Annotated in this window: 14 protein-coding genes; 12 read left to right on the plus strand and 2 right to left on the minus strand. The window is 29.2% G+C overall.

Annotated features, from left to right (window positions below; translation table 11 throughout):
• The first annotated feature begins 275 nt into the window (after positions 1-275).
• The 12 genes from EGM88_RS14435 (at position 276) to EGM88_RS14490 (ending at position 9,789) form a co-directional block, all read left to right on the plus strand.
• Positions 276-773 carry a hypothetical protein gene (locus EGM88_RS14435; protein WP_123899134.1) on the plus strand — a complete coding sequence of 166 codons (498 nt, stop codon included), beginning with the start codon at positions 276-278 and terminating at the stop codon, positions 771-773.
• Positions 774-859: 86 nt separating this feature from the next.
• The gene (locus tag EGM88_RS14440; RefSeq protein ID WP_123899135.1) at positions 860-1,945 is read left to right on the plus strand and encodes a DUF4932 domain-containing protein; all 1,086 of its coding nucleotides are present in this window, start codon (positions 860-862) and stop codon (positions 1,943-1,945) included.
• A gap of 180 nt (positions 1,946-2,125) precedes the next feature.
• Positions 2,126-2,587, plus strand: coding sequence for a hypothetical protein (locus tag EGM88_RS14445; RefSeq protein ID WP_123899136.1), 462 nt, complete (start codon positions 2,126-2,128; stop codon positions 2,585-2,587).
• A 382-nt stretch (positions 2,588-2,969) separates the two neighbouring features.
• Entirely contained in the window at positions 2,970-3,743 is a 774-nt protein-coding gene (locus tag EGM88_RS14450) for a DUF6090 family protein (RefSeq protein ID WP_123899137.1), read from the plus strand.
• A 229-nt stretch (positions 3,744-3,972) separates the two neighbouring features.
• Positions 3,973-4,197, plus strand: a complete 225-nt coding sequence (locus EGM88_RS14455) for a hypothetical protein (protein WP_123899138.1) — start codon at positions 3,973-3,975, stop codon at positions 4,195-4,197.
• Between the two features lie 625 nt (positions 4,198-4,822).
• Positions 4,823-5,314: a YybH family protein gene (locus EGM88_RS14460; RefSeq protein ID WP_123899139.1), complete on the plus strand. Its 492-nt coding sequence runs from the start codon at positions 4,823-4,825 to the stop codon at positions 5,312-5,314.
• A 93-nt stretch (positions 5,315-5,407) separates the two neighbouring features.
• A complete protein-coding gene (locus EGM88_RS14465; RefSeq protein WP_262696491.1) occupies positions 5,408-5,866 on the plus strand; it encodes an NAD(P)/FAD-dependent oxidoreductase in 459 nt (152 codons plus the stop codon).
• Between the two features lie 381 nt (positions 5,867-6,247).
• The gene (locus EGM88_RS14470; protein WP_123899140.1) at positions 6,248-6,802 is read left to right on the plus strand and encodes a YcxB family protein; all 555 of its coding nucleotides are present in this window, start codon (positions 6,248-6,250) and stop codon (positions 6,800-6,802) included.
• Positions 6,803-6,924: 122 nt separating this feature from the next.
• Positions 6,925-7,839: a hypothetical protein gene (locus EGM88_RS14475; protein WP_123899141.1), complete on the plus strand. Its 915-nt coding sequence runs from the start codon at positions 6,925-6,927 to the stop codon at positions 7,837-7,839.
• Positions 7,840-8,005: 166 nt separating this feature from the next.
• Positions 8,006-8,419 (plus strand): VOC family protein, encoded by a 414-nt coding sequence (locus tag EGM88_RS14480; protein WP_123899142.1) that lies wholly within the window; start codon positions 8,006-8,008, stop codon positions 8,417-8,419.
• Between the two features lie 128 nt (positions 8,420-8,547).
• Positions 8,548-9,003 carry an FKBP-type peptidyl-prolyl cis-trans isomerase gene (locus EGM88_RS14485; RefSeq protein ID WP_123899143.1) on the plus strand — a complete coding sequence of 152 codons (456 nt, stop codon included), beginning with the start codon at positions 8,548-8,550 and terminating at the stop codon, positions 9,001-9,003.
• Positions 9,004-9,264: 261 nt separating this feature from the next.
• Positions 9,265-9,789 carry an outer membrane beta-barrel protein gene (locus EGM88_RS14490; RefSeq protein WP_123899144.1) on the plus strand — a complete coding sequence of 175 codons (525 nt, stop codon included), beginning with the start codon at positions 9,265-9,267 and terminating at the stop codon, positions 9,787-9,789.
• 81 nt (positions 9,790-9,870) lie between these two features.
• Here the strand turns inward: EGM88_RS14490 and leuB are convergent, their stop codons facing one another.
• Positions 9,871-10,986: a 3-isopropylmalate dehydrogenase gene (gene leuB / locus EGM88_RS14495; RefSeq protein WP_123899145.1), complete on the minus strand. Its 1,116-nt coding sequence runs from the start codon at positions 10,984-10,986 to the stop codon at positions 9,871-9,873.
• 56 nt (positions 10,987-11,042) lie between these two features.
• Positions 11,043-12,215, minus strand: coding sequence for a 2-isopropylmalate synthase (locus EGM88_RS14500; protein ID WP_123899146.1), 1,173 nt, complete (start codon positions 12,213-12,215; stop codon positions 11,043-11,045).
• Positions 12,216-12,311: the final 96 nt, after the last annotated feature.

The following is a 12,311-nucleotide window of genomic DNA, read 5'->3' on the forward strand; positions in this document are numbered from 1 at the left end:
TTTGGGAAGATAAATACTTTTGCGAAACGGAGGACTTAAAAGAGGACACTGAATTATAAGAATTTATTAAAATTTAGAAATAACAAACGTTAGCTAACACCGTACAAAATTTATTGTTGGTTCTAGCCTACTTACGAAAATCCTCGCGGACTTTCTATCTGTGATTTATTTGCTAACTTTAGTGCTTAAACATGCAACAAAGCTTATACAACAACGTAAGCCATTAAAAAACAAACGTGAAAGAATTTTTAAAGAAAATAAAACTCATAGAGTATTTGACAACAGATGTTGAAATTCAAAAAACTGAATTTGTATCAAAGTTTAAACAACATGTTGATGAAGGAAGTACAGGAATGTTTTCTGACACTTTCGATGTTTTTTCTTCAAGCAAGAATGAGTATAAAGGGCAAGTTGGACATGAAGGATTCAAGATAAAGAGGAGGAGAAAATTTTTCGATACAAATATGAATTTAGCAGTCGCAAGTGGAACTTATCGACAGAGTAATGAAAAACTAATTATTGAAACCGAAATAAACGGATTTAGTGGAATGATGATTCCCTTTTATCTATTTGCAATTGTTTTTTATTCCATATTTATCGGAGTATTTTTTATGGCCGATAATATTGAAGGAAATGGTGCTGGATTTGCATTACCATTTATACTAATACACGCGGCTTTTATGTTCGGAATTCCTTATTTCATAATGAGGAGAAGTACAAAACGAATGAAGCACGAATTAGAACGTGAATTTTATTTTATGACAAAAAAATAACGGCTTACAAACATAGCCCAACCGGTAGTAAACATTGAGCCAAACTATAACAAACAAGAAATAGAAAAGTCTTTGTAATAAAAAAAATGAAGAAAACATCAATTCTAGTTAACCTATTTTTAGTAATAATATTTTTTGCTTGTAAAGAAAAAAAATCAACGGAAACAATTATCGCAGAAAAAGAAAAAACTAATCAAGTAATTTTTAAAGTGGACGAAAGAATTGAAATTTTAAGAATTGCATTTAATTTGGCAGTACAAGACTATATTGATCCAAAAATGCTTCCTTGTGATACTGAATATTCAAAACGTGTAAATAACCACTTCAAGGAGTTTAAAAATCATCAATTAATAAAATACATAGATGATTCACCAAATATATTGTTTGATTTTCCAACAATTGGATTGATGTTTAAAAATTTTGAAACTTTTGAATTTGATGATATTTACTCTAAAGAACTTACGGGTTTTAAAATTACAAGAAAAGAAATTGACTCATTACAAACTCTTCTGATTGACTTTAGTAAAAAGTCTAATTTCAAAATGTTTGTTGAGAATAATAAAAATTATTATCGCAACGCTATAAAAACTATCGAAAAGCAAGTTAATGAAGAAAAACTTTTTGATAACATAGTGAACTTTTTCCAATCTAAAGAACAGGGATTAGAATTGATTGTTTTTGTTGAGTTAACAAATAGTGCAAACAATAAAGCTGTATCGTTTTACGATAAATATAACCCAAAGAAAAGAGCAACTATTTTAGGGAATATTTGTGAAACACCTGACAAATCAACTTCTACTAACGAAATATTGGAATTAGATGACAATAGACGGGGAATTTTGTACCACGAAACAGCACATTTATTTACAGATAAGTTATTAAATATATACATTGGAGATTTAAGTCAATACAAATCTATCTGTGAGGATTGTAATGATGTTAAAATAAAAGACAAAGTTGACCATCTTATAATAAATCCTTTACAATGGTTACTACAACATAGACTAAATTCAAAAGATGATGGACACAATTTTTTTCTAAATGAATGCAAAGATATAAGAAAGGATATTTATGCAAAACTGAATGAGTATCAACCAGAAAAAGGGATGTCATTTGAACAAATATATTCTGAATGTATAAATTTAATAAAACAATCAGCATCTGAATATTAACAAAATGCCAACACTTGGCATACTTTATTTCTAGTTAAAGCGTACATCTGAAAATTCACGCAGATTTTCAGATTGCTTTGTACTTGCAAGGTTAAGTGTGTTTTTATAAAGTCTGTCAAATTTTTTTATTTGACTATTTTCAATAAAAAAGATACATAGTAAAATTTTAAAATCTGGCTTGTGCCTAATCCGAAAATAATCGCTAATTTGTACGCTACGAGCCATATTTCAGGACAAGCCATTGAAAAAAATATGAAACGAATTTTTGAACTTTTAATAGCAATAATCTTTCTGACGTCTTGTTCGGAGAATTTTGATATTAAAGACCCAGCAGAATTCAATAAAAAGATTGAAACAAGAACTGACATTGCAACAGCAGAACAATTAATTGAAATCTATTACAACTATCCTCCTAATGAAGGCATGCCTAAGCTTGAAATAGAAAGTAAAGAATTAGGTAACGGATTAATAGAAGTTACACTAATTCATGATGAGCAAGAAGATGACTCGCAAAGAGCAACTAAAATTGTTATGACAGCTGAACTGACAGGCGAAAAATGGATAGTTCATGAAATCAAAACAAATAGAAAATGTTGGGATGGACGGGGACATACTGATTGGGGAACCGATTGGTGCAATTAACAAATGAATAGCTGAACTAAGATATTATTGATTTTGATGGTTGGCAATCTAATATTGATTGGTAAGTACTTTTTAGACAAGCTTAATATTCAATTTGCATTATGTTTGCCAGATTATCCTTGCCCATTATGTCACAGATTATATGTCTAACATTTGGATATATCTTCTTGCTTGAAATTTGATTGCAATTATCCATGGTTTTAAATGGATTAAATTGAAAAAATAAAAACGTATGGTAACAGAGTATATAGCAAAATAACCAACCTATAACAAATGATAAAATTCTTTAGATTATCGAAACACAATTTTGCAAAGCAAAATCAAAGGTCTGCCAGACATTTGGTAGAGATAGCCGCTTGCAGAAGATTTAAAATCCTAAAACATGATTAAGTTCTTCAGACACATAAGACAGCGACTACTCTCTGAAAATAAATTCAGTAAATATTTACTTTATGCCATTGGAGAAATTGTATTAGTAGTCATTGGAATTCTCATCGCATTAAGTATTAATAATTGGAATGAAAACAGAAAGAATGAAGATTTGGAAATTGCCTACCTTAAAGGGATTCAAAGCAATCTAATAAATGATATTGATGAACTTGAAAGGCATTTTAAAGGAGATACGCTAAAATTAGATGCATTATCTTTTTTATTAAGAACTACGGAAGCAGGCGTAGAAAATTCGCAGGTGCAAACCTATATTTCAAATTCACTCTTTGTGTCAAAAGAACATTGGTTTGAAGGGCAAAACGTTGTATTTGAGGATATGAAATCATCAGGAAAACTCAACCTATTACAATCAGAAAAAGTCAAGCTTTCAACTCAAATTTACTATCGGCTTTTTGTAGAGACTATAAAGCATGAAGATATTAATAACCAATTTTACAGAAACTATATCAAAAATAATTCTGAATTGGTCAAAGTGTATCCATTAGTAGAAGAAATGTTTCCACAGCGATGGAAATCAGGTGTGAAACCCGTAAAGTTTTCACCTACTTACTTCGATTTATCCGAAACTGAAATTGATAAAGTCCTTGATAACTATAGTTTGATCAAAGCAAGGCTATACAGTTCTCACATGGCACGCTTGCGTCTCTACCAAAATGCAAAACAACTTGAAAAATTAATTGAAGTATATCTTGAAGAAAAAAAATAACGAAAGCACAACAATGGCTATCACTAATTGCTTGTTCTCGCTTACTTCTGAAAATCCGATAGGGTTTTCAATTTAGTACGTACTTGCAAAGTAAAGAGCTAACCCGCGTAACTAAGCATAGCCGAGACGGTGGCAACAATCTGATTGGTTCACCAAAATAAATTAAAGTAAAATAAACAAAATTGACAATTTACCTTCTAAATTCATTTGGGAAGATATTGAAAATAATATGTTATATCATTTATCTTATACAAACCAACATTACGGAATTCACGCTACTCTAAATGTGTTACCAATAATGAAAAATTATCCAGGACTTCCAGGAATTACTTATTGGGAAGACTTTACCAATGAACGTGAAAAAAGAAACGATTTAAATTTCACATATCAACAATATTTAAAAGAAGAGTTAGCAAATAATCCAGATAATATTCAAAATAAATTATCTGAATAACAACTGTATCAAAATAGCCAGTTGCTATAGAATATGACAAAACTTATTAAAATATTACTGATAATTCTATCAATTATCGGAATTGTTTATATGTTAACTTTTTGGAGTGTTGACTTTTTTTAATGGATTACAAATAACGTTGTTGGATTTGAAAATCAGGCACCAATTTTTAACGGACTGATTTTAATACAAATTGGATATCTGATATTTCGACTTTGGAATTGTAAAAATGTCTCTTAAAATACGAACTAAAGAAAAAATCAACCTCTGAATTTATTCTAAATTACACAATTGAACTTGTAAGTCAAGCTAAAGTTATAGTTAAAAGAATATCTAATAAGACACAGTAGTAAAAAATGTGGTAAAAAAAGTTTGTTTTTTGAGTTATATATTTTTCTTATTTTTACAATGACACGGAATAATTAGGTTGCTTTAACTTCTTTATGTATCAGGATGTTGTAGTTCTGTTATTTCAACTGGTTCTTCACAATTTTATACAAATAGAAAGCTATATTTTGTAGAGGGATTGTTATTTATAGACGACTGCTATAGTTTTTATTTTCTTAGTAAAGTTAAGTCGCTATTCGTACTTCAAAAACTTAGTGTATAATTAAAACTAACCAATATGAAAAAATTAAAATCACATGTATCTCTAACAGTTATACTCCTTATTGTTTTAATAGGATGTAAAATGGACAAAAATGACCAGACATTAACAAAAACTTCTGATTCAGAACTAAAAGCCATAATTACTAAACAAGTTGACAGCCTTTATGCAGTTTATGAAAGGTTTGATTATGATTGGATTGAGTTTTACGCTGACAACTACACAGCTATTTATCCGGACTCACCAATTCAACATTTTACCAAAGATTCGTTAAGATCACAATGGGAACGAATTTATGCTAAATATGATGTGCAACTTATTAACCGTGGAAGACCAACAATTATTCCCTCTGAAGATATGGCTATTTCTTATAATACCTTTAATGAAATATTTATTAATAAAGAAAATTCAGATACTATTAAAAATGTTGGTACTTACATTATAAATTGGAAAAGGCAATCAGATGATTCTTGGAAGATAGTATTTGAAACGTTACAAAATCATAAATAACCTTATACGGCTTGTTTTTTATAAATGTAACACGGTATCTTCAATAAATTTAATTGTTATGGTTACTAAATAAGAGATCATAAAACGGCTATTATTGCTAATGGAGAAAGAGCATTTCATCTTGCTTCTTTAGTCACTTATTTAACCAAAGAAATAACAATTCTCACTTCAGGAGCAAAAGATTTTGAAGCAAAGCAACTAGAAAAGTTAAAGCAGCATAAGATTATTATCATTGAAAAAGAAATCTCTTCAATTGTATACCAAAATGGACAAATGGAAAAAATAATATTCAAAGATGATAGCAGCAAAAATTTTGATTGTGATTATACTTCTATTCCTATTGAGCAAAGTTGTAATATACCCGCAGAGTTAGGTTGTAATTTCACAGAACTTGGGCATATTGAAGTAAATTTTATGCAAAAAACTACAGAAAAAGACATCGTTGCTTGTGGAGACAATAGTTCATTGATGCGTTCAGTAGCTACTGCCGTTTATGGAGGAAACATAACGGGAGCTATGATAAATAATGAACTTACCCATGAAAATTTTTAATAAGGTTGAGGTTATAATACTTAATTTAAACTATAAAATAAATAAACTTCTAGAAGAGGATATCAATTACAAACGTAAATTGACTTTTAGCTTGTTACCATGGTAAATGACAATGAACATAAATCTATTGTCATATGAAATAACAATACTAATTAGTTCTTCGTTATTTTTCATATTTTTACAGCTATACAATATTGGTTGTTTTAATTACTTATTTTTATAGGAGATTATTTTTCTGGTAATAAAAGTAGTTCTTTGCAACATTATTGTAATAGGGAACTAGTGTTATGTATATAGAAAAATATGTATTTCAAAGACTGTTAAAGTTCTTGTCTGTTTCTACAAAAACAAATAAAAATAATAGATTGATAATATTATAAAATGCACTTAAGGTATAAGCTTAATTCAAATGATTTTTTACAACAGGTTTTATACTATAATTCCAATAATAAAACCTCTAAAAAACAACGATTAAAAGTTTGGTTATTTGTAACCTTAATAATATTTTCTATAGCCTTAATAATATACTTTTATAAAGATCAAATTGAGATAGGACATTATTTAGGTGCTATTCCTATATTAATTTTAGGCATATTTTTGTTTCCTTATTTTTATAGAAATGTTTTAAAAAAACGATTTTTTAAGTTGGTTGAAGAAAACTATAAAAATAATTTTGGAAAAGAATTTCATCTTTTTTTTCAGGAAAAAGAATTAGAAATTAACGATACAACCGGAACGTCTAAAATAGATTATTCTTCTTTAGAAAAAATTATAGAAATAGGTACACATTTCTTTTTTGTAATTAATACAGGAGTTTATCTAATTATACCAAAATCTGAATTAGATAATGTTAATATCATAAGAAAAAAAATAAAGGATATAGCAGTAGAAAACCAAATTTTATTTTCATCTGAATTAGATTGGAAATGGAAATAAGTAGAGCTGGTTAACCTTGTCTAATGTTAAGATCAGATGATTAAAATTTTATAATTTGGTGTTTTTAATTTTATTTTTTTCTTGCTATTAAATAACAACTCTAATAAATAAAGATTAACAAAATGCCTAGGAAAAACATACTATTAGTAGCTTTTTATGTGCTATTTTTTACAAGTTGTTACAGTCAAAAAGTTGATGAAGATGTTATTGTTATTATACAACCAAAGCTAGAAAATAACACAACCAATAAAATGAAAGTTCTTTTTAAAGGACTAAAACTTACCGATAGTATTTCTATAGAAAATGTAGATGGATTGGAGCTAAATGATTATCCTTCAAAAAAAATTACGGAGCTAAATGGCAACAAATACTTAGAGTATTATACAAACATAATCCCTACCAAAACAGGAAAAATAAACCTTCCAATAGTTAAAGGAATTTCAGATAGTGTGACGTTAATATCTGAACCAAAAATTGTAGAAGTTGTTGATGCCTTACCAAACGTTACAGAAGACGATATTGTATTAAAACTAACTTCTGATAAAAAGAAGTATAGCTTAAATGATACCATTTCAATTACATTATATGAGTACAGTAAATATTATAACGTAAGTAAAATTACTACTAATACAGATAATGATTTTTCAATGCCAAAAATTGAAGGGAAAGAAAATGAATTAGCCATAGAAATGGAAAGTGATTTTTATAAAGTTTCTGGAAATGCAACCCTAGAAAAATATATTGAAGAAAACTTTTACCTGGAAGAGTTTGATTGGGATCCTTTTAAGGATAAAACTACAATGGAACGTTTAAATGATAGTTTATACCTAAAAAACTTACTTTTTTCGATGAAACTTACCCCGAAACGAAAAGGTAAATACAAAATAAAACCAAGTGAATTTGTTTATTTTGTCTATAAAAGTGAAACCGATTATTTTGATGATTTTAAACCTAATGGAGATGGAAGTTATAAAGTTTCTAGACCAAAAAATAAAAAACTATTTAGTTCTAACTCATTAGAATTTAGTGTAAAATAAATAGCAGACAGAATAAATGTCTGTGGTAAAAAGACTTTACCTTTACAATAATTTAATATAATCATATTTTTTGGTAATAGTAAAAACAGCAAAAAGGTTGTGTATTGGAGTGTGATATAGCACATCCTTAAAAGCATACCAATAAAAATATAAAATAGTAAATCTTATGAGTAAATTTCACTATGCTTTTAAAGTAAAAGACATCAATTCAACCCGTAAATTTTATGTAGATATTTTAGGGTGTGAAGAAGGAAGGTCAACTGACAGTTGGATAGATTTTAATTTTTTTGAAAATCAATTATCCGCTCATGTAAGTGATAATTTTCCTAAACTTGATTATTGTGGTAAAGTAGACGGAATTAATGTTCCAATACCACATTTTGGTTGTTTGTTAGAAATAGATGAGTTTAAAAGAATACAGAAAAAATTAGAAGAAGAAAAAATAGAATTTGTTGTTAAACCACAGAAAAGATATGCTGGAAAAACGGGAGAACAATTCACCATGTTTGTTTTTGATTTTAGTGGAAACCCTTTAGAATTTAAAGCATTTACAAATAGTAACGAAGTTTTTTCTGTTTAATAACAGTACAAGAGTAACTAAAAAATGGACTAGAAATAAGTCCATTTTTTTGCCATAAAAAAGTGTAAAATTTAACGTTAATTACACTACAACTTTCTTTATATTTGACGCTTAAAAAATAAAATTATATGAGAAAATATGCCATAGTATTTTTAGTAATTATATTGTTTACAGCGTGTAATAACAATGATGAATCTATAGATTATAGAGAGCAAAACGAACAAGAAATTCTAGCATATATTGAGTCTAACAATTTAAATGCTCAAAAAAGCAGTTCAGGATTATACTATGTTATTGATGAACCCGGAGAAGGTGAACAGCCTATAGCTACTTCTGATGTTACTGTAGCGTATAAAGGTTACTTTACCAACGGAACTGTTTTTGATGAAAGTGATGCCAATGGAATTTCATTTAATTTACAACGTGTTATAAAAGGATGGACAGAAGGAATTACTTATTTTAAAGAGGGTGGAAGTGGTTTATTGCTTATTCCAGCTCATCTTGGGTATGGTAATTCAGACTATGCAGGTATACCCGGTGGGTCTGTACTTCTTTTTGATATAAATCTAATTTCTGTTAATTGATAAGATAGAGAGGTAAACCAACAAAAGTAATTTTGAAAAAGCCACAACTAAAAATTGTGGCTTTTTTTGTAAATGTATTATCTCTAATATGATGCTTGTTTATTTATTTAAATTTTTTTAAAAAAAAGAGAAGTCTTAAAATGTTATAAATTAATTAATTGTAGCGTATGTTAAAATTGAGTGTATTTTTCAGAAATTTTAATTAAAATAAAAGTTGTGAGAGTTCGTTAAATGGGCTAATAAAAAATAAAATATTTAATCATGAAAAAATTATTAGTAATTGCAGCGGTTGCATTATTTAGTTTTAATGTAAATGCTCAAGAAGAAAATGAGAGTCAGACTTCACAAGGAAAATGGTTGATAGAGGCTAATACAAATTTTGGATCAGCTTCTAGTAGTAATACAGGTTTTTCTTTTACAAACATTGATGGCGACTCTATGTGGAATGTTGGTGTTGAAGGAGGTTATTTTGTAGCAGATAACTTGGCTGTAAAAGCAGGGTTAGGTTACGGTGACTCAAGTTATGATGATGGGGTTTTTTCTTACAAGCTTGGAGGAAAATACTATATTAATGGTAAAATTCCTTTTGGTATTGATGTAAACGGAGCTTCTTCAGAAGGTTGGAATCCTATATATGTTGGAGCACAAGTGGGGTATGCTTGGTTTTTAGGACAAAATGTGAGTATTGAGCCAGGAGTAAGATATGATTATGGATTTAATGAAGATGCTGGAGATGGAGATTACAATCCACTTTCTTTTAGAATTGGATTTGCTCTTCATTTTTAAGGAAAATTTTAGCAACAATATAAAACCGAAGTAAAAAAAAACCACGCGATAGGCGTGGTTTTTTTATTAATCAATCAAATTTTAAATTATGGTAGATTGCCCTATATGGATATTGTGATAATTTATATTTGTATCTTCCGGATATTGTATGTAATCAGCAATAAAATCACCAACTTTTGTGGTTGTAATTTTTGAATCGGGTAAAATATCAGGTGTAGAAATTTTTAATTCTAATGATTTGTCAACCGCTTTATGAATCAATTTAGCCTCTTCCATAAGTCCAAAATGTTCCAATAACATTGCTGCAGATAAAATTGAAGCAATAGGGTTGGCAATACCTTTACCAGTTGCTTGAGGATAAGATCCGTGGATAGGTTCAAATACAGCGTATTTTTCTCCAACAGAAGCAGAAGCTAATAATCCAATAGAGCCACCAATAACACTTGCTTCATCTGAAATAATATCACCAAATAAATTGTCAGTTAATATAACATCAAATTGTGTAGGGTTTAAAATCATTTGCATTGCAGCATTATCAATAAAAAGATAATCAAGCTCAACATCTTTGTATTCTTTGGCTATTCTCGTTACTACTTTTCTCCATAATCTAGAAGACTCTAAAACATTTGCTTTATCAACAAGAGTAACTTTTTTTCTTCTTTTTTGAGCGGCTTTAAATGCAGCATGAGCTATTCTTACAATCTCATACTCACTGTATTCTCCTAAATCAGAAGCTGTTTTACCGTCTTCACTAATTTTTTTCTCACCAAAATAAATACCACCGGTAAGTTCACGATAAATGGTTAAATCGGCACCTTTAATAATATTTTCTTTTAATGGAGATTTATCTAATAATTGTTCAAAAGCTTTAACAGGTCTTATGTTGGTAAATAAACCTAAATCTTTACGCATTTTTAATAAACCTTGCTCAGGTCTAACTTTAGCAGAAGGATTATTGTCGTATTTAGGATCGCCAATAGCACCAAAAAGTACAGCATCTGTATTTAAACACAGGTCTAATGTTTCTTTAGGAAAAGGATCTCCTGTTTTGTCAATAGCCACAGCACCTGCTAAGGCTTCTTTAAATATAAAAGTATGGTTGAATTGATGTGCAACTGCTTCTAATACTTTTTTTGCCTGTTTTGTAACTTCTGGCCCAATACCATCTCCTGGTAAAACTGCAATATTTAACTTCATCTATTTATTCTTTATATCAATTTTTATTTTTTTTATATTTACTATTAGTCTATAAATTAGGCCATGGCCGAAATTTCAATACTACTTGCTTTTATAATTTCATGGATGTCTTCATCAGCAATTTCTTTCTTTTTGTCGGCAAAATTTAAAAATATTGGATAAATTTCATCCAATTGAATTTTGGTCAATTCGTAACCCACTTTTTTAGCTCTATAAGCCAAAGCTGCTCTACCGCTTCTTGCGGTTAAAACAATAGCAGAATCAGTTACACCAACTTCTTTTGGGTCTATAATTTCATAGGTTTCTCTGTTTTTAATCATTCCATCTTGATGAATTCCAGAACTATGAGCAAACGCATTTGCACCAACTATTGCTTTGTTTGGTTGTACGTAAATGCCCATATTTTCTATCACCATTTGACTTGTGTCATATAGTAATTGAGCATTTATATCGGTGTCTAAATTCAAGTAAGGGTGTTGTCTTAAAATCATAACAACCTCTTCTAGAGCGGTGTTTCCTGCTCTTTCTCCAATACCATTTATGGTACATTCTATTTGTCTAGCTCCATTAATAACGCCAGCAATTGAATTGGCAGTTGCTAACCCTAAATCGTTATGACAATGGCAAGATAAAATGGCTTTATCAATGCCTTTTACGTTTTCTTTAAGGTATTTTATTTTTGCACCATATTCTTCTGGTAAACAATATCCAGTAGTGTCTGGAATGTTTAATACAGTAGCTCCAGCTTTAATAACAGCCTCACACACTTGAGCTAAATATTCGTTATCTGTTCTACCAGCATCTTCTGCATAAAATTCAACATCTTCTACAAATGATTTTGCATATTTTACGGCATCAATTGCTCGTTCAATAATTTTTTCATGTGTTGAGTTAAATTTATGTTGTATGTGAGAGTCTGAAGTTCCTATTCCTGTATGTATTCTAGGTCTTTTAGCATATTTTAATGCTTCAGCGGCAACTTCAATGTCTTTTTTAACAGATCTGGTTAAACCACAAACCGTAGCGTTTTTTACAAGTTTAGAAATTTCTTCAACAGACTTAAAGTCACCGGGACTAGAAATTGGGAAACCAGCTTCAATAATGTCTACACCTAATTCGTCTAAACGTTGTGCAATGACTAATTTTTGTTTTGTATTTAGCTTGCAACCAGGGACTTGCTCTCCATCTCTTAAGGTTGTGTCAAATATTTGGACTTTCTCTTTACTCATTATTTTAATACTAAATTTCTTTATTAAAAAACGAATTTATATTTTGTTACGCATTATAAAGCAAAATATAATGTATTTTTACAATGCTTAACTATA

Origin of the sequence: Aureibaculum marinum, from assembly GCF_003813905.1 — a bacterium.
Lineage (GTDB): Bacteria > Bacteroidota > Bacteroidia > Flavobacteriales > Flavobacteriaceae > Aureibaculum > Aureibaculum marinum.

Excerpts from the sequence above, each read along its gene's own strand:
- EGM88_RS14460 (WP_123899139.1), top strand. The coding sequence starts at position 4,823 with ATGAAAAAATTAAAATCACATGTATCTCTAACAGTTATACTCCTTATT.
- EGM88_RS14500 (WP_123899146.1), bottom strand. The coding sequence starts at position 12,215 with ATGAGTAAAGAGAAAGTCCAAATATTTGACACAACCTTAAGAGATGGA.
- EGM88_RS14490 (WP_123899144.1), top strand. The coding sequence starts at position 9,265 with ATGAAAAAATTATTAGTAATTGCAGCGGTTGCATTATTTAGTTTTAAT.
- EGM88_RS14475 (WP_123899141.1), top strand. The coding sequence starts at position 6,925 with ATGCCTAGGAAAAACATACTATTAGTAGCTTTTTATGTGCTATTTTTT.
- EGM88_RS14455 (WP_123899138.1), top strand. The coding sequence starts at position 3,973 with ATGTTATATCATTTATCTTATACAAACCAACATTACGGAATTCACGCT.
- leuB (WP_123899145.1), bottom strand. The coding sequence starts at position 10,986 with ATGAAGTTAAATATTGCAGTTTTACCAGGAGATGGTATTGGGCCAGAA.
- EGM88_RS14440 (WP_123899135.1), top strand. The coding sequence starts at position 860 with ATGAAGAAAACATCAATTCTAGTTAACCTATTTTTAGTAATAATATTT.
- EGM88_RS14480 (WP_123899142.1), top strand. The coding sequence starts at position 8,006 with ATGAGTAAATTTCACTATGCTTTTAAAGTAAAAGACATCAATTCAACC.
- EGM88_RS14450 (WP_123899137.1), top strand. The coding sequence starts at position 2,970 with ATGATTAAGTTCTTCAGACACATAAGACAGCGACTACTCTCTGAAAAT.
- EGM88_RS14485 (WP_123899143.1), top strand. The coding sequence starts at position 8,548 with ATGAGAAAATATGCCATAGTATTTTTAGTAATTATATTGTTTACAGCG.
- EGM88_RS14470 (WP_123899140.1), top strand. The coding sequence starts at position 6,248 with ATGCACTTAAGGTATAAGCTTAATTCAAATGATTTTTTACAACAGGTT.